The 23,417-nt window shown below is 44.6% G+C and carries 16 protein-coding genes; all 16 read left to right on the top strand.

What is annotated here, in order from left to right; genetic code table 11:
• The first annotated feature begins 73 nt into the window (after positions 1–73).
• The 16 genes from ACO0K1_RS16655 to ACO0K1_RS16580 all read left to right on the top strand — a co-directional run bounded on the left by ACO0K1_RS16655 (position 74) and on the right by ACO0K1_RS16580 (position 23,079).
• A complete protein-coding gene (locus ACO0K1_RS16655; RefSeq protein WP_423027737.1) occupies positions 74–1,441 on the top strand; it encodes a GH1 family beta-glucosidase in 1,368 nt (455 codons plus the stop codon).
• Positions 1,442–1,469: 28 nt separating this feature from the next.
• The gene (locus tag ACO0K1_RS16650; RefSeq protein ID WP_423027735.1) at positions 1,470–2,756 is read left to right on the top strand and encodes an ABC transporter substrate-binding protein; all 1,287 of its coding nucleotides are present in this window, start codon (positions 1,470–1,472) and stop codon (positions 2,754–2,756) included.
• A 6-nt stretch (positions 2,757–2,762) separates the two neighbouring features.
• On the top strand, positions 2,763–3,662 hold the full coding sequence (locus tag ACO0K1_RS16645) for a carbohydrate ABC transporter permease (protein WP_423027733.1): 900 nt from the start codon (positions 2,763–2,765) through the stop codon (positions 3,660–3,662).
• On the top strand, positions 3,659–4,558 hold the full coding sequence (locus ACO0K1_RS16640) for a carbohydrate ABC transporter permease (protein ID WP_423027732.1): 900 nt from the start codon (positions 3,659–3,661) through the stop codon (positions 4,556–4,558). Before ACO0K1_RS16645 ends, ACO0K1_RS16640 begins: the two co-directional genes overlap by 4 nt.
• A 46-nt stretch (positions 4,559–4,604) precedes the next feature.
• Entirely contained in the window at positions 4,605–5,693 is a 1,089-nt protein-coding gene (locus ACO0K1_RS16635; RefSeq protein ID WP_423027731.1) for an ABC transporter ATP-binding protein, read from the top strand.
• A 54-nt stretch (positions 5,694–5,747) separates the two neighbouring features.
• Positions 5,748–7,172: a glycoside hydrolase family 30 protein gene (locus tag ACO0K1_RS16630; protein WP_423027730.1), complete on the top strand. Its 1,425-nt coding sequence runs from the start codon at positions 5,748–5,750 to the stop codon at positions 7,170–7,172.
• Positions 7,173–7,467: 295 nt separating this feature from the next.
• Positions 7,468–9,972, top strand: a complete 2,505-nt coding sequence (locus ACO0K1_RS16625) for a glycoside hydrolase family 3 N-terminal domain-containing protein (RefSeq protein ID WP_423027729.1) — start codon at positions 7,468–7,470, stop codon at positions 9,970–9,972.
• 96 nt (positions 9,973–10,068) lie between these two features.
• Positions 10,069–11,346, top strand: coding sequence for an L-fucose:H+ symporter permease (gene fucP / locus ACO0K1_RS16620; RefSeq protein WP_423027759.1), 1,278 nt, complete (start codon positions 10,069–10,071; stop codon positions 11,344–11,346).
• A gap of 139 nt (positions 11,347–11,485) precedes the next feature.
• Positions 11,486–12,454: a glucokinase gene (locus tag ACO0K1_RS16615; RefSeq protein WP_423027728.1), complete on the top strand. Its 969-nt coding sequence runs from the start codon at positions 11,486–11,488 to the stop codon at positions 12,452–12,454.
• A gap of 44 nt (positions 12,455–12,498) precedes the next feature.
• Positions 12,499–14,439, top strand: a complete 1,941-nt coding sequence (locus ACO0K1_RS16610) for a sialate O-acetylesterase (protein WP_423027727.1) — start codon at positions 12,499–12,501, stop codon at positions 14,437–14,439.
• Between the two features lie 415 nt (positions 14,440–14,854).
• Positions 14,855–16,642: a methyl-accepting chemotaxis protein gene (locus ACO0K1_RS16605; RefSeq protein ID WP_423027725.1), complete on the top strand. Its 1,788-nt coding sequence runs from the start codon at positions 14,855–14,857 to the stop codon at positions 16,640–16,642.
• 794 nt (positions 16,643–17,436) lie between these two features.
• Positions 17,437–19,170 carry a hypothetical protein gene (locus ACO0K1_RS16600; RefSeq protein WP_423027724.1) on the top strand — a complete coding sequence of 578 codons (1,734 nt, stop codon included), beginning with the start codon at positions 17,437–17,439 and terminating at the stop codon, positions 19,168–19,170.
• Positions 19,171–19,205: 35 nt separating this feature from the next.
• On the top strand, positions 19,206–19,865 hold the full coding sequence (locus tag ACO0K1_RS16595; RefSeq protein WP_423027723.1) for a hypothetical protein: 660 nt from the start codon (positions 19,206–19,208) through the stop codon (positions 19,863–19,865).
• 31 nt (positions 19,866–19,896) lie between these two features.
• Complete coding sequence (locus ACO0K1_RS16590) at positions 19,897–21,168, top strand: M48 family metalloprotease (RefSeq protein ID WP_423027721.1); 1,272 nt, start codon at positions 19,897–19,899, stop codon at positions 21,166–21,168.
• 564 nt (positions 21,169–21,732) lie between these two features.
• Positions 21,733–22,308, top strand: coding sequence for an NnrU family protein (locus tag ACO0K1_RS16585; RefSeq protein ID WP_423027719.1), 576 nt, complete (start codon positions 21,733–21,735; stop codon positions 22,306–22,308).
• A 549-nt stretch (positions 22,309–22,857) separates the two neighbouring features.
• Complete coding sequence (locus ACO0K1_RS16580) at positions 22,858–23,079, top strand: hypothetical protein (RefSeq protein ID WP_423027717.1); 222 nt, start codon at positions 22,858–22,860, stop codon at positions 23,077–23,079.
• The last annotated feature ends 338 nt before the right edge of the window (positions 23,080–23,417 follow it).

Below are 23,417 nucleotides of genomic sequence, written 5' to 3'. Positions count from 1 at the left end.
ATTCGTGAGGGACGGTTTTTTGCCGTATTTGCCCTTTAAAATAAATTGATGAATATAGGCGATATCAATGCTAATGAGCGCACATAATGATCCAATACATATCAAGCGTGAGCAGTTTCCTGAAGATTTTTTATGGGGGTGCTCGACGTCGTCATATCAAATTGAAGGTGCAGCGAACGAAGATGGTCGTGGACCATCCATCTGGGATGAGTTTTCTGCACAGCCCGGGCGAATTCTCGATGGTAGCAGCGGCGCCATAGCTTGCGATCACTACCACAGATGGCCGGAAGATCTCGATCTGGCACGTGATCTGGGCGTTAAAGCCTATCGGTTTTCCGTATCGTGGCCGAGGATTTTTCCAGTCGGTACTGGCGAAATTGAAGAGCGTGGCCTTGAATTTTACGATCGCCTTGTAGATGGGATTATTGAACGCGGGATGGAGCCTTGGCTGACCCTCTACCACTGGGATTTACCGCAAGCCTTGCAACTTCAAGGAGGCTGGAAGTCGCGCGCCACGGTTGATGCATTCAATAACTATGCTGACGTCGTCAGTCGCCGTCTGGGCGATCGGGTCAAACATTGGATCACCCACAATGAGCCTTGGTGTTCCTGCATCATGGGCTACTATGAAGGCGTGCACGCGCCTGGTGAAACAAGCTTGCAGTCGGCACTTCAAGCATGTCATCATGTTCTACTTTCGCATGGACAAGCAACGAAAATCATTCGTACAAATGTGCCAGGTGCACAAATTGGTATTACTTTAAGTTTGCATCCAATTATCCCGGCAAGCGATAATGCTGCTGATCTCGCTGCCAAAGTACGCCATGATGGGATGCGGAATCGCTGGTTCTTAGACCCATTATATGGTCGCGGTTATCCTCAGGATACGGTGTCACTGATGGGAGAACTATGCCCACAGGTGTTTGATAACGATATGGAAGACATTGCGATGCCAACTGACTTTCTTGGCGTCAATTATTATTTTCCTGAAGTCGTGAAGGACGCACCGGGTACTTATCCATTTAACGTAGAAATAGTAGAAACGCCGAATGTTGAGCGAACTGCTTTTGGATGGCAAGTTGCACCGGAAAAAATGACTGAATTATTGTTGCGGATACAGGCAGATTATGCACCTGCGAACATCTATTTGACAGAAAATGGGTCTACCTATGACGATGTATTTAATGCGGCAGGTGAAATTATTGATGAGCAACGCAAGCGCTATCTCGCGCGGCACTTGGTTGCGGCACTCGATTCAGTCAAGGCTGGTGTCAATTTAAATGGCTATTTTGTCTGGAGTTTGCTGGATAATTTTGAATGGGCGCAAGGCTATCTGAGGCGATTTGGCTTAACTTATATTGATTATCAAACGCAACGGCGGATATTAAAAGAGAGCGGAAAGTGGTTTGCCCGGTTTTTAAAATCGGAGCATCAAAGATAATTTAGCTTGGTAACCTATGGAAATAAACATGATCGCTTTTCTTCCAAAGTATCATCGGTTTTACACTGTCGGCAAGCGCCTGTCGATAGGCTTGCTTGCCTGTGCATGTCTGAATTCAGCGTATGCACAGACCAAGCCTGCTGTAGCGGCAGGGCCTCGCGCTGAAGTCATACATTGGTGGACAGCAGGTGGCGAGTCATCTGCGGTCAAATCGCTGGCAGAAGCTTATCGGCAGGCGGGTGGTATCTGGGTAGATAACGCTGTCGCGTTAGGGGAGCAAGCACGGGCGGTGGCATTGAATCGTATGGTGGGCGGTAATCCGCCAACTGCAGCGCAATTTAATACCACGAATCAATTCAGAGACATGATCGAGCAGGGTATGCTCAACAATGTCGATGTCGTGGCGCAGCGTGATGGATGGGACAAATTTCTCCCTGAAATCGTCCTCAACATTGTACGGGTAAAAGGGCACTACTACGCCGCACCTGTAGATATTCATATGCCAACGTGGATATGGTATTCAAAAGCCGTATTTAAAAAGGCTGGCATCACATCTGAGCCCAAAACGATGGACGAATTGTTCGTCGCACTCGATAAAATAAAAGCGATCGGTTTGATTCCCTTGGCGCATGGTGGGCAATCGTGGCAAGACAACATTGTTTTTACAACGGTACTGAGTAACGTTGGGGGCCGTGAATTATATTTGAAGGTGTTAAGAGATCGCGATCAAAAAGCCATCATGTCGGAGCAGTTTAAAAAGGTGTTGTTAACTTTTAAGCGCTTGCAATCGTATGTTGATAAAGGTTCACCAGGCCGTAATTGGAACGATGCAACTGCCATGATCATCAATGGCAAAGCGGGTGTGCAATTTATGGGTGATTGGGCGAAAGGTGAGTTCTCGCTGGCTAAACAAGAAGCTGAGAGAGATTATGGTTGCGTGCCAGGATTTGGCGACAAATCTTTATACATAATTCAGGGCGACGTGTTTGTGTTCCCTAAAACGTCCAACCCCGATCAAGTCAAAGCACAAAATTTGTTAGCAAGTGTCATTATTACGCCATCTACCCAGATTGCATTTAGCAAGAATAAAGGCTCAATTCCTATCCGAACGGATGTTGACGGCAGCAAGCTTGATGCGTGTGCTCAAAAAGGCCTGGCAATCATGAAAGATAAGTCGCGTCAGATCGGTAATGGAGAGGTTTATCTTACACCGGATCAAAACGGCGCTTTGGCGGATGCCCTGACCAATTACTGGAATAGCAACATCCCTGTCGAGAAGGTGCAAAGAAACATTATTTCAGCGTTGGAGTCATAACCCCCTATGGTAATCGCTTACGTCCGGCAGCTTGCTCGAAAACTGACACCCTGGTCGGCATTACTGCCTTTCGTTTTGGTCAGTCTCGGGTGTTATCTGTGTGCAACGCTGTGGACACTGAGAATCTCGTTGAGCAGTTCGCGTAGCTTCCCTAAATATGATTTTGTCGGGATTTCCCAATATCAGCGTTTATTTGACAATCAGCGCTGGTTTGATTCGCTTGAAAATCTCCTTCTTTTTGGCAGCACGTTTATTGTTGCCAGCCTGGTCACCGGCTTTTTACTGGCAGTTTTCATTGATCAAAAAATTCGTACCGAGTCACTATTGCGTACCATATTTTTATATCCCTATGCCATGTCGTTTGTGGCGACGGGTCTGGTTTGGCAGTGGATACTCGATCCGGAAAACGGTATTCAGCAGAGTGTCCGCCAATTTGGCTGGTCAGATTTTGTATTTGATTGGATAGTCCGACAAGATAAAGCGATTTATGCAGTTGCTCTTGCTGCGATATGGCAAATTTCTGGTGTTGTTATGGCGTTGATGTTGGCGGGACTTCGGAGTATCGACAACGAGCTCTGGAATGCGGCGCGTATTGACGGTATTCCAACCTGGCGTGTATACGGTTCGATTATTCTCCCTATGTTAAAACCAACGATAGGAACTATTTTTATATTGCTACTGACGAGCGTTGTGAAAGTATTTGATGTAGTCGTTTCCATGACACAAGGGGGACCTGGCACCGCAACGGATGTGCCGGCAAAGTTCATCATGGACCATTTATTTAGTCGTGCTAATTTAGCCTTAGCATCTGCTGGTGCGGTGACGTTGTTGGTCTTCATCTTCGTATTTTTAGTACCGATTTGGTATTGGCGTAAGGCGAAAAATGCAAGGGTGACGTCTTTATGATTACGCGTATCACTCCTTTTAAATCACCGGTTTCACAACGCGGCCGGGGATTGTCGATCGGCAGAATCGGCATTTATGCTTTTCTGTTTGGTGCGGCACTTTTCTTTTTGATTCCCTTATACGTGATGCTGACGACCTCATTCAAAAGCATGGATGAAATTCGCGGTGGGAGTATCTTTTTCTTACCGTCTCGACTCGATTTTTCGAGCTGGATACAGGCCTGGAGCAGTGCATGTACAGGCGTCAATTGTGAGGGTTTACGCGTTGGTTTTTGGAATTCAGTCATGATTGTGGTGCCGAGTACCGTGAGTTCCATTTTTCTAGGTGCATTGAATGGCTATGCCCTGAGTTTCTGGCGTCCGAGGGGGGCCACGATTGTGTTTGGCATACTGATGGTCGGCGCTTTTATTCCTGTTCAGGTCATGATATACCCGCTCGTGAAAATTCTGGCCTACATGGGCATATTCAGTTCACTCTACGGCATTATTCTTGTCCACGTGGTCTTCAGTATGCCGATTATGACCTTGCTTTTTTATGGCTATTACAAAGGCATACCGCGTGAGCTTTTTAATGCAGCAAGAATTGATGGGATAGGATTTTGGCGAATCTTTCTGCATATGATGTTGCCCATGGCAAAACCGATGCTTATCGTCGCCGGTATCATGCAAATCACGGGTATCTGGAATGATTATATTTTAGGTTTGATTTTTGCCGGTGCTGATCATCTGCCAATGACTGTGCAACTCAATAACATCATTAACACCACGACTGGCGAACGTTTATATAACCTCAATATGGCGGCAACGATGATCACTTCATGTGTTCCGTTGTTGATCTATTTTGTATCAGGTCGATGGTTTGTCAGAGGAATTACAGCAGGCGCTATTAAAGGTTAAAGGTTAGAGGTTAGAGGTTAGAGGCTAAGTGTTAAGGGATAGTTGCATGACTCAGGTGGATATTAATAGTGTAAGTGTGAGAATTGCTTCGAATGAAATTATTCATGCGCTTAATTTGACTGTGCAGCCAGGCGAATTTCTGGTATTGCTCGGTCCGTCGGGTTGTGGCAAATCGACCTTGCTACACGCGATCGCAGGGTTGCATGAAGTCAGTGCTGGCGATATTTATATCGGCGGCGATAATATGACCTATGCAGAGCCATGCGATCGCGGAATTGGGATGGTATTTCAATCCTATGCGCTGTATCCGACGATGACGGTTGAAGAAAATATGTCATTTGGTTTACGCGTACGAGGCATTTCCAAAAACATGATTAAGCATCGCATCGACGAAGTAGCGACGATGCTGCAGCTTTACCCAATGTTAAAAAGAAAGCCATCAGAATTATCTGGGGGACAGCGGCAACGAGTCGCTATTGGCCGCGCGTTAATGCGAGATGCGCGTGTCTTTTTGTTCGATGAACCTTTGTCGAATTTAGATGCGAAATTACGGACCGAACTGCGACGTGAATTGAAGTTGCTACATAAAAAGCTTGCTACAACCATGATTTATGTCACTCACGATCAGGTTGAAGCAATGACGTTGGCGACGCGCATCGCTGTGATGAAGGGCGGTGCGATCCAGCAAATAGGTACGCCAACTGAAGTGTACGAAAGACCTGAGACCTTGTTCGTCGCTGGCTTTTTAGGTGCGCCATGTATGAATTTCTTCGATGTGAAGCTGACATCGGCTTCCGCATCAGCGCCTCAATCGGGTCAGTGGAAAATTGGCTTCCCTTTTGACATCAATCTAACGTCACAGCAAATTCGGCATGGTGCAGTCGAAGGGCAGCAAGTCGTGTTAGGCGTGCGGCCGGAACATATTCATCTGTCCAACACCGGTGCCTATGTCGCGCATGTAACTTTTGTTGAGCCTATGGGGTCGTCGGTGACAGTCTGGTTGGATTTTCACGGGACAAAATTCTCTGCTGTCGTACATGGCGATTGTGAATATGATACAGATCAGCTAGTAAGGTTCGATATTGAGAGCGCAAAAATTTCCATCTTTGATCAGCAAACAGGACAGCGACTTTAATACAAAGTGGCGTGGACGATTTTTTAAAATTGAGCAGTAATAATACCGATCTATATGCCAAACTTATCGATTCTGTTTCGCTGCGTCATCCTGTTAGCCTTTAGCATATTCAGTCCTTCTTTGGCCTTTGCAGGTCAATCAGTCGTTCAACTATGGCTGACGACGGCAGATCAGACAAACCTATTGACCCAAAAAGTTGATCAACATTTTCAAGTGCGCAGCGCCGCAAACATTGATGTTCGTGTTGATTCTTCTAAAACTTATCAGTCAATGCAAGGTTTTGGAGCAGCCATGACAGATGCATCCGCTATTATTTTGCAAAAGAAAATGTCTGCAGAACAAAGGGACAAAGTCATGGCGGAGTTGTTCGGGCGCGAGAATGGTGGACTTGGGTTTGACTTTACGCGGATTACCATTGGTGCATCGGATTTTTCGGAGGCGCATTATAGTCTTGATGATGCGCCAAAAGATCAGACTGATGAAGGGCTACGCTTTTTTTCGAGCGCGCCACAAGCTGCAAATCTTGTACCTTCATTGCAGCAGGCGCTTAAGCTCAATCCAACTTTAAAAATAATGGCAACGCCATGGAGTGCCCCCGCATGGATGAAATCCAATCGCCATCTTTATCAAGGGTCACTGAATCCAGATTTTTATGATGTGTATGCGCATTACTTTTTGAAATTTATCCGCACTTACGAACAGTCAGGAATACCTATCGATTTTCTGAGTATTCAAAATGAACCGCATTTTGAACCAACTAATTATCCTGGTATGCGCTTTGATTCCAAAGATCGTGCGAGGTTTGTGGGCCACTATCTGGGCCCATTGTTGAGTGAAAATAAAGTTCGTACAAGGATTTTTGACTGGGATCATAACTGGGACCAACCGGAATCACCGTTAGCGGTATTAGCCGATGCCCAAGCGGCGCCGTATATAGCGGGTATCGCATGGCATTGTTATGCAGGATCACCATCAGCACAAACGATCGTTCACGATCTCTATCCTACGAAAGAAACATGGCTTACCGAGTGCTCCGGTGGTGGTTGGGATGCGGATTGGGATTCCGCACTTCCATCGATCGCAGGTAATTTGATTATCGGTAGTACCCGGCATTGGGCAAAAGGCGTGTTGATGTGGAATTTAATCCTTGATCAACATGATAGCCCTCATCTGGGCGGTTGCGACAATTGTCGAGGTGTCCTGACCTACAATACCGAAACAGGCGAGATTAAGCGAAATATTGAATATTACGCTTTTGGGCATATCAGTCGATTTGTCCGGACTGGGGCAAAGCGTATCGCCTCAACGAGCGGCATAGATGGTATTGATACTGTCGCTTTTGAGAATGAGGATTCGAGCAAAGTACTGTTAATTTGCAACAGCGCGGTCGTCGCTCATACGATTACCGTTGAGTACGATGGTAAGCGATTTGCTTACACCCTCCCAAGAAAAAGTGTGATGACGGCTGTCTGGAAATGAATCTGATCTGATGTTCAGCTGTCTTATCATTAAGGCTTATTCTAAAGCTCATTTTTAAGCTCATTCTTAGTTTCTCTGAAACTTAACTACATAAATTTTTATTGACAAAGAAAAGCAATTAACTCATTATTGGTGCCATCGATGGAAACGTTTCCATAAAACGAACGCTATAAAGTCAACATATCGGACTCGTTCAAAAGAAGAAATCGAAAAGAAAAGCCATTTAGCAGACTTCGCTCTATTGAATGTCCTACATTAAGACGGCTGAAGTCCATTAACCCATATTTTTCTAACCATGAAAAAACAAACTTTTTATTCCGTGCTAAGCCTTGCATTATTGACCTCAATGTCGTCGACAAGTACAAGTGCAAGTGACGCCGTTGCATGGCCGAAAATAAGTGGACCAATTCAAAAAGATCCAAAAATCGAAGCCAAGGTACAAGAAATTTTGGCGAGCATGACCTTGGCACAGAAGATAGGTCAAATGACGCAGCCTGAAATCAAGACCATTTCGCCTAAGCAAGTGAGCCAATACTACATAGGCTCGGTGCTTAACGGCGGCGGTAGTTGGCCTCATGGTGATAAATATGCAAGTGTCAATGACTGGGTAAAGTTGGCTGATGAGTACTATGAGGCGTCGATGAATACCGGCATGAAATATCCAATTCCTGTGGTCTGGGGAATTGATGCGATTCATGGTAATAGCAATATCTATGGTGCCACGCTCTTTCCGCATAATGCAGGTCTTGGTGCCGCGCACGACCCACAACTTATCAAAGAAATCGGCACCTCAGTAGCAAAAGCAGTGCGTGCAACCGGTATTAACTGGGTATTTGCACCGACTGTCGCGGTCAATAAAGATCCCCGTTGGGGGCGAAGCTACGAAAGCTTCTCGTCTGATCCGGCTTTGGTTAAAACGTACGCGTTTGCGTATGTCAGCGGCTTGCAATCGAAGTTTGAAGAAGGTAAGCATGTGATTGCCACCGCTAAGCACTTTATTGGCGACGGTGGCACTGATCAGGGTATAGATCAAGGGGTGACCAAAGTCAGTGAAGCAGACTTGCTCACGACGCATGGTCAAGGCTACCTCGGCGCAATGGCAGCCGGCGTACAAACGGTGATGGCGTCATACAATAGTTGGGTCGATACGACCAATCCAGACTCCCCTGTTGATTATGGAAAAATGCATGGCAATAAAAAGTTGCTGAATGATGTCTTAAAAGAAAAAATGGGCTTTGATGGCTTCGTGATTTCAGACTGGAATGCAATTGGTCAGCTACCGGGATGTACCAATGCAAGTTGCGCATTGGCCATCAATGCGGGCGTGGATATGATCATGGTTCCTGATGACTGGCAAGCATTTATCAAAAATACGATTGCTCAGGTAAATGCCGGAGAGATTCCGGTCACCAGAATTGATGATGCAGTTAGCCGCATTCTCCGCGTCAAATTACGCGCAGGCTTATTTGGCCAACCACCTTCAGCAAGTGTCTATGCTGGTAAAGCAGAGAATCTGCAAGATCGCGCTTTGGCTCGCAGAGCAGTACGTGAATCACTGGTTTTACTGAAAAACGACCAACACGCGTTGCCGCTCAAATCGTCGCAGCGGATTTTGGTCGTTGGTAAAAATGCTGATAGCCTGGTCAATCAAACGGGCGGCTGGTCTATCACATGGCAAGGGGCAGACAATGTTAATCGTGATTTTCCGAATGGCGACAGTATTCTTGACGGTATATTGAAAAAGGCATCGGTAGGTTCAGTCGTATATAGCCCAAATGCTGAAAACGTCCGCCTTGCTGACTTTGATGCGATCATCGCCGTAGTTGGTGAGACGCCGTATGCAGAAGGAAACGGTGATATTGGTCCTATCGATAATCTGAAGCATAGTTTGCGCTTTCCGGAAGATCTGGCCGTTGTCAAGAAAGTATCCGGGCATCAGGTACCAGTTATCACGGTGTTTGTCGGCGGTCATACATCTTACTTAAATGATCTGATCAATCTCTCTTCTAGCTTTGTTGTGGCATGGCTCCCGGGTACCGAAGGTGGCGGCGTTGCTGATGTTCTGTACCAAACCAATGAACATGGCAAACGCGTCGATTTCACAGGAAAACTATCGTTTTCCTGGCCTGGAGATGTATGTCCTTCAGCGCAACAAAAAATCCAGTTCGAACGTGGTTACGGGCTGAACTATACCTCCAAAGAAGTGCTTGGAAAATTGCCTGAAGTCTCGAGCACGCAAGGGTGCGGAAATAGTTCAACCCTGCCAATTTATATCTTCAATGAGCGACCAGGAATCGGCTTGACGATTAGCAGCGGCAAGGAAATACGCTCCTTAGGGCGTGACCTTAATGCCCAGTTTGAATTGCCAACGATCTCAGCGAAAACGGTGCAGGTTAATACGCAACAAGATGCCAAATTAATCAGCTGGAATGGTAAAGCTAGCTTTTATGCAGCAACATCTCATCCGATCTTTTTATCCGATGCACTAAAAGATGGCTTTTTGCAATTTGACATTGCGGTCAAAGAGCAGAATCAGACGCCTGTTTTGTTAAGCATAGGATGCGGCACGGCCTGTGAGAATAAAAAAATTGATCTTAGTCCTTATCTCAAACTAGATGCGGATAGTAAAAAGAAAACGCTACAAATTCCACTGGCGTGTTTCGTCAATGACAAACAGAAGATCGAAGAAATTACTCAACCATTTCTGATTGAAACGGACAACAAATTTGCCGCAGCGTTTGCCAATATCAAAATTAGAAGCAAAACAGAAATCCAAGAAAGTCACGTCCAGTGTCATTAACGGTGATGCCAATAGGTAAGTAAATGCCGGTCTAATAAAGTCAAAAAATAATCAGGAGACGATATGCAAGAAAAACCAATCAAACATCAATCAGACATGGAGCAAACAAGTGCCCATGTTAATGCAGAAAAAATGAGTACGCGTGGTGCCTTGATCATCATTACGTTTTTGTTCTTTATGTGGGGTCTCTTAACGTCACTCAATGACGTGTTAATTCCGCATTTGAAGGCAATTTACGATTTAAATTACGTGCAAGCGATGTTGGTGCAGTTTTGTTTTTTCGGTGCCTATTTCATTGTTTCGATTCCAGCGGGCAGCATGATTAAGAAAATCGGCTATCAGAATGGGATTGTGACTGGCTTACTTATTGCCGCAAGTGGGTGTGCTATGTTCTATCCAGCAGCACAAGGTTCCTATGAGCTATTTCTATTTGCTTTCTTTATCCTTGCGACAGGCATAACGATTTTGCAAGTGGCAGCAAATCCGTATGTCACTGTTCTTGGTGACAGCGCAACAGCATCTAGTCGCTTGACGTTGACCCAAGCTTTCAATTCATTAGGCACGACGGTTGCGCCTTTCCTCGGTGGTATATTAATTTTGTCTGTCGTCAGTATGAGTCAGGCAGATTTAGCTAAGTTGTCTGGTGCTGAGCAACTGGCGCAACATGCGAAAGAAGCTGCTTCTGTGCAAACGCCTTACCTGATGTTGGCGGCTACACTGGTTTTTCTGGCGATTATTTTTAGTGTGATTAAATTGCCAAAAATTGCAGAGGCTAATGAAGATATCAAAGTACTCAAAGGACAGAAGTCAATTTTCGAATACCGTCATTTGGTACTAGGTGTTATTGGCATCTTTGTCTATGTCGGGGGTGAAGTGAGTATCGGCAGTTTTATGATTAATTTCTTGGGTGAAAAGGATGTTGCCGGTTTAGCGACCGCCGATGCCTCCACTTATGTAGGTCTGTATTGGGGTGGCGCCATGGTGGGGCGCTTTATTGGCTTTGCGGTGATGCGATTCGTTAGTCCTGGTAAAACTCTGGCATTCAATGCGCTGGCAGCCATGGCTTTAGTTATGTGTGCTGTGTTCGGTCAACATCAATTTGCGATGTGGGCGATCATCGCAGTAGGATTGTGTAATTCCATCATGTTCCCAACCATCTTTAGTATGTCTCTCAACAAACTGGGAGAATTTACTGGACAAGGTTCTGGCTTGCTATGTATGGCAATCGTCGGAGGTGCATTAGTACCTTTTATTCAGGGTGTACTCGCTGATAAATTTGGTTTGCATCTTTCATTCATTGTTCCTGCTATTTGCTACGCCTACATTGCATTTTTTGGTCTCAAATATGCGGGAATGTATACCAAAGCAGAGTAGATTTTGATGGGTTGGGATGCGTTAGCAGACACAATAAACCTAGCTTCAAACGTGCAAAACAGTGGTTTTTTGCACGTTTTAGCAAGGATAAACCAACGACGATAATTGCCTTTTTTTATTTGACTCCTAATTGAAGAAAATGACGAATTCCCCTTCCTTAATTGCTGATATTGGCGGGACTAATGCGCGCTTTGCTTTGCAAACATCTGCAGGAAAAATTGAGGCCATTACCGTCTTAAATTGTGCTGAATTTCCAACAATTTCGAATGCCATCGAATCCTACATCACCAGCCCACATGTTCTTAGTTTAGGTAGCGTAAAAATACGCAAGGCCGGGATTGCCATCGCTAACCCTATCAATGGTGATATCGTAAAAATGACCAATCACCATTGGGAATTTTCAATTAAGTCAGTACAAAATGAATTTGATTTAAATACCTTGATGGTAGTGAATGATTTTAAGGCATTAGCGATGGCGTTGCCTTCATTATCGAACTCGCAAAAAAAACAAGTTGGGCAAGGCAACGTGAAGAATCATGCACCAATTGGTTTAGTCGGTGCTGGTACTGGTTTAGGTGTGTCCGGGCTGATTCCGACAGGGCGTGGTTGGCATGCGCTGGAGAGTGAAGGCGGGCACGCGAGCTTCGCGCCAAACAGTCAATTAGAGATCGAAATCCTCAAATTTGTTTTTGATCAATTTGGACATGTATCCAGTGAACGCTTTTTGTCTGGCGCCGGGCTCAAGTTAATCTATACCGCCTTGGCTGCTGTGAAAGGCTTAGTGGTTGCGGACATAAATATCCCTGAGATCATGCGCCGTGGCCTTGAAATGGAATGCCAGATTTGTAATGAGACTCTCTCTATTTTTTGCGAAATGCTTGGGACGATTGCCAGTGATTTAGCGATTACTCTCGGCGCACAGGGCGGTGTTTATATTGGTGGTGGAATCGTTCCGCGAATGGGACAGTTTTTTTATGAGTCGGGATTTAGACAGCGTTTCGAAAAAAAGGGACGGCTTTCCGATTATCTTGTCGATGTCCCGACATTTGTTATTACGGAACCCTATCCGGCATTTTTGGGCATGTCCGCTTTAATGGCGGATGTTTGATCGATACTGCATCAGTGACGTCAATAGAAATTTGGAACCGAAAATTGAAACCGCATAAATTCCTGTTACAAAGTGTTTTTACTTTGCTTTTTTCTTGCCTGATCAGCGGTCTTGCGCATGCCGATGTGCGTTTGCCACGATTGGTCAGTGATGGTCTGATATTGCAGCGAGATAAGCCAATAAAAATTTGGGGATGGGCCGATGAGGGTGAGGTTGTTGACGTTGAGTTAGGCAAACAGAAGTTGCGCACACAAACCCACGATGGACGGTGGCAAGTTAGCTTTAATGCGCTCCCAGCTGGTGGTCCATACTGCATACAAGTTGCGGGACACAATAAACTCAAGGTGTGTGACGTTTTAATCGGTGATGTATGGATTGCGGCAGGGCAGTCGAATATGGAATTAAAGATGGGTGATGTTAAGAGTCAATACCCAGCTTTATTGACAACGACACATTATCCTCAAATACGCGAATTTAATGTTCCTTGGGTGTATGAATTCAAAGGTCCGCTGTCTGATTTTCAGCAGGGGCAATGGAAAACGGCAGAGCCCCAAAATCTTGCTAATTTTTCCGCCGCAGGCTTTTTCTTTGCTCAACAATTGTACGATAAATATCATATTCCTATCGGTATCATTATGCTCGCCGTTGGTGGCTCACCGGCAGAGGCCTGGATGAGCGAAGAAGCATTAGCCAAATATCCGCACTATCTTGCGCGTACCGGACCCTACAAAGACGATGTGGTTCTGAAAGATGCAATTAACAAACAAAACGCTGCAACCGATAAGTGGTTTTCGACCTTAGCACGTGACGATGTAGGGCTGGCAAAAGGCTGGGCATATGGCGCTGTGGATGAGAATGATTGGCAGAAATTCACCGTACCTGGAAATATGCATGAGCAAGACATTCATTTTGACTATGGTGCAGTCTGGTTCCGCAAGCAGATTTATTTATCCGAAAATCAGATCAAAAATAGCGCTAGCTTGTCCTTAGGGGCCATTGTTGATGCTGATCACACGTATATCAATGGCACTGAAGTCGGCAATACATCTAATTTGTATATCTCGCGCAACTACTCAATTCCTGTAGGATTGTTAAAAGCGGGCACAAATACATTGGTTGTCAACGTGATTTCGTCGTCGGGTAACGCTGGCTTTATTAAAGATAAAAAATATGCGCTTCAGTTAGGGACGCAGAGTATTTCTCTTGACGGTGATTGGGAATATAAAATCAGTGCTGCCACCAACGAGCCGCCAAAGACCACCATGTTTCCGTGGCTACCCTATGGACTGTATAACGCCAAATTGGCGCCTTGTTTAGAATTAGGAATGAAGGGTGTTATTTGGTATCAAGGAGAATCCAATACTGATCGCAGCGATGAGTATCGCTCTTTATTTCCTGATTTAATACGTAACTGGCGTCAAGATTTTAAACAAGGGGATTTCCCGTTCATATTTGTGCAATTGGCTAATTACCAGGCAGCCAATACGCTTCCGGCGGAGAGCAATTGGGCGCAGCTTCGCGAAGCACAGCGACAAAGCTTGCGTGTCAATAATACGGGGATGGCGGTCGCGATCGATATAGGGGAATGGAATGATATTCACCCTCTTAACAAGCAAGCCGTTGGTGAACGATTGGCGTTACAAGCGATGAAGCTTGCTTATCGAGACTCGAATTTACCAGTATCAGGTCCGACACCACGACACTTAGAGCGACGTGGGAGTAAGTTGATTCTTAGTTTTAATCTCGAAGGTAGTCGCTTACAAGTTCCGCTCGATGGTGTCATTCACCAGCTTGCTATTGCCGGTGCGGATAAAAAATTTGTTTGGGCTGAAGGAAAAATTGTTCGAGAGAAGTTGTATGTATGGAGCACACAGATCACGCAACCCAAGTATGTTCGTTATGCGTGGGCTGATAATCCGATTGGTGCCAATTTAAAAAATAGTCGAGGCTTGCCCGCAACGCCATTTGAGCTCGCAGTAGAATAATCTGGTTCGCTAGTAAAAGTCGTTGAATATCAACTCGTCAATTTGATCATTGTTAGAAGCGCCCTTCACCCCAATACTTTCCCCCAGAGTATTGGGGTTATTTTTTTTGACGAATTTAAATGTGTCTCTTTATATGTTTTCATTCAGATGAAAATTTTTCATCGACCCAAATTGGAAACGTTTTTTAATATTAACAGTGCCTGGATTAAATCCTGGCTATTTTTTCGTTTTGAAGAAATTGGAAACGTTTGACATAGATTAAAAGTATCTTCGCAAAGTGGTATTAGTATGCGCTTTCTAGCCTGTTTTATGCATTGGACGTCACACTGTAAAACATCTTGGATGTATAAAAATCGATGATAAGTATTTTTTAATGATCAAAATTTAATGATCAAAATTTAATGATTGAGGGCGTATGAATAACTTCAAAATAGGTACCAGACTTAATGTGGCATTTGGCAGTATTTTGTTGCTATTAATCGCCATTACTTCTATTGGTTGGTCGTCACTTTCGGCGACCAAAACCAGTATGGACGTTGTAGTGTATGAGAACAATACGAAGATCGCTCTGAGTAATAAGATGCTGCTGGATTTAAATCTTGTGGCACGATCGGTACGTAACTATATTCTTTACAAGGACAAAGAAAAGCTTGCATCGATGCTGGAACGTATCGATCGTGGTACGAAAGAATTTAGTGCAAATGTAGAAAAATTGGGCGTCTTAGTAAAGAGTGAGCAAGCCAAGAAAATCTATGCTGATATTCAAACGCACGCGCCTGAAACATTGCGCCGTTTAAACCACGTCGTGTCGCTGGTTAATGACGGAAAAGCAGAAGAAGCAACGCTATTATTAATGAATCAAGTTCAGCCGCTACAAGACAGCTTATTTGCGGATCTTTATGCGATGGTTGATTTGCAAGAAAAGCAAAATCAAATGCAAATTGACGTGGTTCATGACGAATATTTGTTTTCAATTCGCTTGTTGATCGGTGCAAGTGGTTTGGCTACGCTTGTTGGTGCAGGCCTGGCATTCGCTATCCGACGTTCTATTACGGTTCCAATTGATCAGGCTGTGAGTATCGCCGACACCATTGCGGGTGGCGATTTGAGCCTTGATATTTCAGTTAGTGGGAAAGACGAAGTCAGCCAGTTGCTTTATGCCTTGAATGAAATGCGTTCTAACTTGGCATCGATTGTCACGCAGGTACGCTCGGGTACGGATACGATTAGTACTGCTTCCCAGCAAATTGCTGCGGGTAATCAGGATCTGTCATCACGCACTGAACATCAGGCTAGCTCTTTAGAAGAAACTGCATCGTCGATGGAAGAGTTAACGTCAACCGTGAATCAAAATGCCGAAAGCGTCCGACAAGCTAACGAATTAGCAAAAACGGCATCTGAAGTTGCCGTGCGCGGTGCGGACGTTGTGTCACAGGTTGTTACTACCATGGAGGCAATTAACGAGTCCTCGGCCAAGATCGTCAATATTATCGGTGTCATTGATGGTATCGCGTTTCAAACCAATATCCTCGCACTGAATGCAGCGGTTGAAGCCGCAAGAGCAGGCGAACAAGGACGAGGATTTGCGGTAGTCGCGAGCGAAGTGCGTATCCTGGCGCAACGTTGTACCGAGGCGGCCAAAGAAATTAAGCAATTGATTGGGGTTTCAGTCGAGAAAGTAGAAATGGGAACTTCTCTCGTAACACAGGCTGGCAATACGATCGTTGATATTACTGATAGCATCAAGCACGTGAATGACATCATGTCAGAAATTAATCTTGCTAGTCAGGAACAACAAGCAGGAATACACCAAATTAACGAAGCTGTGATTCAGATGGATCAGGTCACACAACAAAACGCAGCACTGGTTGAGGAGGCCGAAGCGGCGGCGACATCGCTACAACAGCAAGCCGTTAGTCTGGCAAAATTGGTCAATACTTTTACGCTGAGTGCTGAACATGGTTATCAAGCTAAAAGCGCCAGTTCAACCGCTTCAAATAGACCTGTCAGGCTTACCACGGCACTTACATCAAGAAGTCTCGTTAAGAACAATTCGTATAAGCCGGCAGCAGCTTCACAATCATCACAAGCATCACAAGCATCACAAGCATCACAAGCATCACAAGCATCACAAGCATCACAAGCATCACAAGCATCAAAGCGCGTCGCCAATGCTTATAATGAAGAATGGGATGAGTTTTAATCACTTATTCGCAAAAAGCGGCGGCCATTACAGTTGTCGTCCATAAATTAATTACTTATGTACGTTGGGATTGATTTTTAGATCAATGAGTCAGGATATGAGTCAGGATATGAGTGTGCGTAGTTGGCGTGCTCATATCAAATTTAAGGTTAATTTGTTGTTCCGACGCTGTCGTATATCTTCAAATCTGGTATTAGTATTTTTCTAGGGCAACTTTCCCAGCCTTCCTTAAACTGTTATTGCCGCTGCCATAGGTCGGCAAGGGAGGGAGCGTCCTATTGGCACACGTGCGCTCTATAGGAACGGACTCTATGGGCCTACAGACTGACGTGCTACACCGTCGCTACGCTCCGATGTACTGAGTCATCTCTGTGACCAGAAATCCAAAAAATTCTTTTTGATATCACTTATCCGGTCGATAAGTCCTCATTTCAAAAACTGAATCCATAACTGAACCGAAAACCAGAAATAAAAACGACAAAGCAATATTTAGAAAAAACAACAACATTTACTTTTTTTTTCTATTTTCTGCGCTGCCTCTAATATTAATGTAAGAATCTGTAACTATCTTAAGTATTATGTAATTTTAATGACTAAGCAGAAATGCGGAATGAGGTCTCGTATCCTGTTTTGGCATCAATTTCTGCGCATTCGACATTTTTCACAATCAAAGACAGAAGAACTGAACTCACTTTTTCGCTCGAAGTATTAATTATTGATATATGAAAATAAAAACGAACCTCAACAAGATATTTTCATTCTTCATCCATTTTTGTACGCGTGTTTTTGAGTTTGTGTCAGAACAATGGAAGTCCGTTCTTTTCAGTGCTGCGCTGGCGGGTATTTTTGAGCATTTCGGTGCCCTGAAAATTTTTACCAAATTTTCCTGGTTGTTGGTTGCTGGTATGGCAGTACAAGATACGCCTCAGGATGTCAGTATTAACAGTCATACGCCGATTGTTGTGACGATCAGTGAACAACGGTTCTTCGATCAATATAGTGAGAAAAGACCATTAGATCGATGTGTGATGCGGCAAGATATTGCTGCGATTCTTGCAAAAGGAACGCAACGACTCGCGATTGATTTTGATCTGTCACCACTGTCGAAACCGAATAGCGAAGATAAAGCGTGTCAGGCATCCTTGGACGAATTACTCGATCAAGAAGCGAAGCGAATCTTGATCTTAACGCCTGATGGGGTTAAGGGAAATTTAAAGATTCCCAAGCATGCATGGATGCTGGAGCGCTGTGCGAAGGGAGTTCATTTTGGCGATGGAGGCTTAGATAAATCGCTAGGCATGGTCAATGAGCAATTCATTGGTGAAGAAGAAATTCTACAATCCCGTTTTGCGGAGCAATTGCATGAAGGCTTTAATTCCTACGCCTGCAAGCTCGCTGAGGAAGCAAAAAGTGCTGATGAAAATCCGTGGTTGAAAGCTGATGATGAGAAAAAACAGGAACCAGCTTTTGAGACATCACCAATTAATTTTTCGGCGGTTCAAAATCAATTGGCGGTGATTGATCTTGGCGGTCAGGATTTTAATGAGGCGTCCGGTTGGGAGCAGAATCCAGTGTTCTTTGGTGGAGACTGGGGCCGCGATGACACCTACCTCACGCCATTAGGAAAATTAGCGGGCGTTATTATTCACGGTGCCAGGCTAGTCAGCCTTGAACACCCGATCAAAAGTTTTTTACCTTTGCAGGGTTTATTCAACGATATGGGAATCGCCTTTTGTTTTGCCTGGGTCGTGGGGCAATTCTGGTCGGGCTATGTGGTAGCAACACGATTCGATATGCATATCCGTCAGTTGAGTAAAGGGCACTTGCGAACGGCTCTGGGTACGGTAGTTATCGTTTCTTTTATCGTCGTATATTTGTTATTGGTCGTCTATTTTATCTGTGCGTCGGTGTATCTTTTCGTCGAGAAAAATATCATCCTGGCGCCGCTCCTGATTTCGATATCGATCCTGTTTGATGGTTTCGTTTCTGCCCCGATCGAACAAATCCAAAAACTCATCGAAGAAAATGAAGAGCTTGAAGCGAAGAAAACTGAAGTAAGTAAAGATCAGGAAAAAGATGTCGTCGAGCACCAGGCGCGTAGAGAGAAAGGTAAGTTAAAGCATAGGTTTATGGTGATTGCGACATTATGCGGAGTCTTATCCTGTCTCTTGATTTTCGCGGTTTACAACAACTGGATTCAGTTTTCTACAGTCGCAGGTTATACCTTTGAATTTGTGATCAAGGGACTCTACGCTTGTGTTGTGGTTGGTTTCGCTACGAAGATGTTTGAAGTCATTCATACACTTAAAAATTCGCCCCACAAAGAACATCAAACGAACTATCGGATACGTGTTGTGCATGCCTTGAAAAATTTACTCCCGATCAAAATTATTCCAGAGGCATCGCCTGAACAGCAGTATAAAAAATACTATACGGGAACTGTAAAGATAGGCTATTTCTTTAGCTGGGCACGTTCAGTTATTTTCTGGGGAACGATCGTATGGGCGATGAGTTTGATGTCTTTTTAGTGATGAATAAATTTTTCTGATGGATGTCTAAAAGTATGAAAACGAATATTGCAGCGACCTTGTTGGTGATGACCACTTGTGTAGGACATGCCTTTGCTGAAGATTGTCAAATGCCGCCACAAAAATCGAATTCAGCGAGAACGGAAAGCCTATCGAAAGAGCTTTCAAAAACCAATGTTTGTAAGACCGTAAAAGGTTTATCTGCGAAGTCCTTAAAGACCGTTTGGCTGGCGTTACTTGATACCAAGGCGACCGGAGGAAAACGCTTTGAAGCACCGCCGCCAGTAGGCACGCCGACGGGAAAAGTGTTCATTATGAACGATAAAATTGGCTTTGACTTGCGTGCAGCGAGTCAGGAAGGCTTAGTAAGTTTGACCGTCAAAGTGGATGACACAAATCAGCTTGTGAAGCTGCCATCCTATGTCGCCGGACAACCCTTGTGGATAGAAAATATAAAGCCGGGTACCAGTTACAACTGGGTTTTGGTGACCAGGAAGGGAACGTATCGCGGAAACTTTGAAATTCCCGATGCCGATGATTTACAAACATTGAAGACCAAGTTAGCGGAGTTGGATCCGCAAGAACTTCCTGCTGACGTCAAACTTCTCTATCAGGCAGCGATTTTTGATGAAGCAGATTGCTACTTCAATCGCGACAGCATTTTAGATGTCTTGCGCACTACTAAAAATCCCTAGTTCTTTGTTTTATTTTTTCTGGTGAATTCTTATGACGCGCTTCAAATCTCAAGCAAAAAATCGGGAAACCGTATCGTTCCCCGCTAAGCACTTGGTGCACATCGGTGCAGGTTTATTTGCATTGATGCTGCTGTCAAGCGCAAATAGTGGAGAAGATCAGGCAAAGATCGAACCGGCGAAGCAGGCAGAAAGTTCGGATTCCAAGCCACAATCAGACTCGCCTTCGTTGTTTAAATCGATTGGTAATTTTTTTTCCGGTGGCTCGTCTTCAAAAACTAAAGACGGAAGCGATAAAAACGAAAGAGCCGAAAAAGCGGATTCAACTTCCGCGTCGGCCAGCGCTTCCGGCGGCTTCAGTATTATCGACATCGATACTTGGTCTAGCGTGTCCAATGTCGTGCTTGACCCAGTATGCAAGCAACCCATACAGCCATTCGGTATTACAGACAATCTTACGTCCCTCGGCATACTGGCCGCGAAACTGAAAGTGAAAGGCTTCGTGGATGGATTGTCGAAAAATGGTCAGCAACCACTGGCTGTAAAAGACATCGTCAAATTAGCAGCCAGAAACCTGAATTGGATGCCCATGGATCTGGAAAAGCAGCTTGGCGAAAGTAAAGTACCAGAGGCTGAGGTGTTGGACGAAAATAAAAATAAAGACATAAAGAAGACCTACGCGCAAGCCAGGGAGGTATTGGCGGAAATTCTCAAAAATGTACCTGAAGATAATCCTTATGATTTTAAAATCATCGTCGTCAAAAGTAGTTATGGCAATGCGACTGCTTTGCCGGGCGGCATTATTTTAATTGATAGAGATTTATTCAAAAAAGGCACGCCTCCGGAGTATCCGTATTTTATTATTGCGCATGAAGTCTCGCATGTTTTACAGAGACACCAAACGCGTGCTTATCAGGCAAGATTGGCTGATGGTCTCGACTCTATCGACAACTTCAGGAAACTTCTTTCCGATAGCTCTCACGTGAATGCTGGTGCCGCATTAAGCTACGCGTCGGCATTGAAAAACATGGTGGTCAATTATTCTGAGCAGCAAGAATTGCAAGCGGATAGTTGTGCGATTCGTTTCATGAAGGCTAAATATCCAGATCAAAAAATGATCGTCGAAAAAATGGTCAAGGTCGAACAAAAATTGGGACCAATCACGCCCGCGATCGCCGATGATTCAAAAGATCCAGCGCTGCTCAAACAACTGCAATATCTGGGCGATGGCGTCTTGGAACGTCACCCTAACACGAAGCAAAGAAAAGACAATTTTCAGATAACGATTAAGGCAATTTATATCTAATTGCGCAAACGGATTCTGGCTGATCGTCAGTGTGAAAACCGATTCGGCGCTGGGCCGGTGCAATCCGTGAAAAGAGTGATAAAGCTAATTTTCTCTGATGTGCATTCGTTTGCACGAGCGTGACTTTAGAAAAATTTCGCTGCACCTAGCGTATTTCAATTTGATCAATGGTGCTGATGGCCGTGGGCAGCAGATCGCCATTGAGGCACTCCCATTATTGCGCTCAAATTATGGTGTAAAGCAATTGGTATGAGGAAGTGATTGGCCACACACTTTGTTTGAGTCCACGGCTGTGTACGCGGCCAGCGTCGCTTATTGAATCAGTGGCTACCGGATCTGAAAGATCGTCAACAAGTATTGGCTACGGTACCAACGCAGTTGTTTGGCTTCGTGGTATGAGTAAAGTTACCTATAAAGTTACATCTAAAGTTACATCTAAAGGTACATCTAAAGGTATATCTTTAAGGCCGCCTTAACATCGTCGTACCGTGAAGTTTTAAATTCAGGTAGGATGACTCAATGCGCGGATGTCTACGCGAACGGCGATGAAAAAGGGGCAATTTAATGGCAATTCTTATTCTGGGGCTCATTGTTTTTTTAGGCATACATTCGGTCAGAATTTTTGCTGATTCTTGGCGGACGCGTCAAATTGAACGACTTGGGGCAGGTAAGTGGAAAGGGATTTATTCTCTGCTTTCGTTGGTCGGGTTTGTACTCATTATTGTCGGCTTCGGTCAAGCCAGAGTATCAACACCCATGATATGGACGCCGCCATTATGGACATGGCACCTCACCGGAATGATTAATCTTGTTGCGTTTGTTTTGTTTATTGCCGCTTACGTTCCACGAAACGGTATCAAAATTAAATTAAAAGACCCCATGATTCTTGGTGTGAAGACGTGGGCGTTTGCTCATTTGCTCTCTAACGGTTCTCTTGCTGGCATCGTCTTATTTGGGAGCTTTTTAGTTTGGGCTATTCTTGATTTTAAATCTTGCCGCCAAAGGCGAGTAAGCCCTGCCGCGCCGCCGCCGATCTCGCTGATAATGACCGCCGTTACAGTGTTGGTCGGACTAGTGGCCTGGGGTGTTTTTGCGATGCATTTACATCAGGTGTTGATTGGCATCAGACCATTTGGTTAGGTCGTGCGTCAGGGGTTCATAAGAAGTTGATTCAGGCCTACTGGCTTTTTTGAAACTTCTCTATGTCGTTTTATAGAGTTAATTAAACGCCGAGAATGTTGAATTTGCAAAAATTGTAAAGTGCACTTCCGGATAGTCATCGCTGAGAAAAATTTCATGCCAGCGCGTACTAAAGTCTACATTGCTGGGAATATTGACATGCTATTCATTACGCTTTCATCATGGCTTGTCAGATCAGCCAATTCTTATATTGTATAAATCATAGCTGAGACATTTTGTCTCGATCAATAGAAATCGCTTTGCAGTAGTATGCATTACTACTTGCAGCAACATCACTTTTGCATGGTGGTGTTGATAGTTCCTCCTCGCTCATTTGTACCCCGTAAATCACGATGCAGACTGCTATTCTGGTTTTATGGTGCGAAACCATGAACGATTCATGCAGGGTGCAAGAGACTATGTTTTGAAAAAAATGATGAGGCAGAAACTGGATTGTTAAGCAGTTTTCCCGCGATTTTTCGTGTCAATAATTAGCCTGGAAATACAAAAATGATGGATTGGGTCCCTATAGTTTTAGTTACATTCAAGCTCCTGGTGCTTGGCATTGGTATGTTCTTCGCCATCAAATGGCATTATGATCAAGAAACGGAGAAACGCGCGGTACTGCGCACGAGCGGCAAGGTGGTCGTCGTCTTTACGCTCTTGCTTTTGGCTCTGGGACTCTTCACCTTCGTTCTGTCCAGTAAGCTAGGCTTGGACCTGACCTCGTGATGACTGCAAGGCGTAATCAGCATTGATGACCCATTTTTGCACTATTCCCGTTATTCCCACTAAACGGCATTCAATGTGAAAAAAAGTGAGTGCATCACGGTACTAACCCTCGATGTTTAGAACGACACAGAGCGTAGTCGACCCACCGAGTCTTCATGCGCCCGATCCAAGGAATTAGTATCGATATCTGGAATAACTCATCACATTTAAGATCGCGAGTTCAACTATGAAGTGCAACTGAAGATAAATGGTTAAAGGTGGGAAGATGCAGTAGCATCCGGCCTTCCAGACCTCCAAGTCAAAGTTGCCCGAAATGACATACACACATCTTACCCAAG

It is taken from the genome of Undibacterium sp. SXout20W (genome assembly GCF_049340285.1).
Classification (GTDB): domain Bacteria; phylum Pseudomonadota; class Gammaproteobacteria; order Burkholderiales; family Burkholderiaceae_D; genus Undibacterium.
Note: the sequence above shows the minus strand (reverse complement) of the source record. Positions and strands in the feature narration are given on the sequence as shown.

Excerpts from the sequence above, each read along its gene's own strand:
- ACO0K1_RS16655 (WP_423027737.1), top strand. The coding sequence starts at position 74 with ATGAGCGCACATAATGATCCAATACATATCAAGCGTGAGCAGTTTCCT.
- ACO0K1_RS16590 (WP_423027721.1), top strand. The coding sequence starts at position 19,897 with ATGACGCGCTTCAAATCTCAAGCAAAAAATCGGGAAACCGTATCGTTC.
- ACO0K1_RS16645 (WP_423027733.1), top strand. The coding sequence starts at position 2,763 with ATGGTAATCGCTTACGTCCGGCAGCTTGCTCGAAAACTGACACCCTGG.
- ACO0K1_RS16615 (WP_423027728.1), top strand. The coding sequence starts at position 11,486 with ATGACGAATTCCCCTTCCTTAATTGCTGATATTGGCGGGACTAATGCG.
- ACO0K1_RS16595 (WP_423027723.1), top strand. The coding sequence starts at position 19,206 with ATGAAAACGAATATTGCAGCGACCTTGTTGGTGATGACCACTTGTGTA.
- ACO0K1_RS16630 (WP_423027730.1), top strand. The coding sequence starts at position 5,748 with ATGCCAAACTTATCGATTCTGTTTCGCTGCGTCATCCTGTTAGCCTTT.
- ACO0K1_RS16640 (WP_423027732.1), top strand. The coding sequence starts at position 3,659 with ATGATTACGCGTATCACTCCTTTTAAATCACCGGTTTCACAACGCGGC.
- ACO0K1_RS16580 (WP_423027717.1), top strand. The coding sequence starts at position 22,858 with ATGATGGATTGGGTCCCTATAGTTTTAGTTACATTCAAGCTCCTGGTG.
- fucP (WP_423027759.1), top strand. The coding sequence starts at position 10,069 with ATGGAGCAAACAAGTGCCCATGTTAATGCAGAAAAAATGAGTACGCGT.
- ACO0K1_RS16585 (WP_423027719.1), top strand. The coding sequence starts at position 21,733 with ATGGCAATTCTTATTCTGGGGCTCATTGTTTTTTTAGGCATACATTCG.
- ACO0K1_RS16635 (WP_423027731.1), top strand. The coding sequence starts at position 4,605 with ATGACTCAGGTGGATATTAATAGTGTAAGTGTGAGAATTGCTTCGAAT.
- ACO0K1_RS16625 (WP_423027729.1), top strand. The coding sequence starts at position 7,468 with ATGAAAAAACAAACTTTTTATTCCGTGCTAAGCCTTGCATTATTGACC.
- ACO0K1_RS16650 (WP_423027735.1), top strand. The coding sequence starts at position 1,470 with ATGATCGCTTTTCTTCCAAAGTATCATCGGTTTTACACTGTCGGCAAG.
- ACO0K1_RS16605 (WP_423027725.1), top strand. The coding sequence starts at position 14,855 with ATGAATAACTTCAAAATAGGTACCAGACTTAATGTGGCATTTGGCAGT.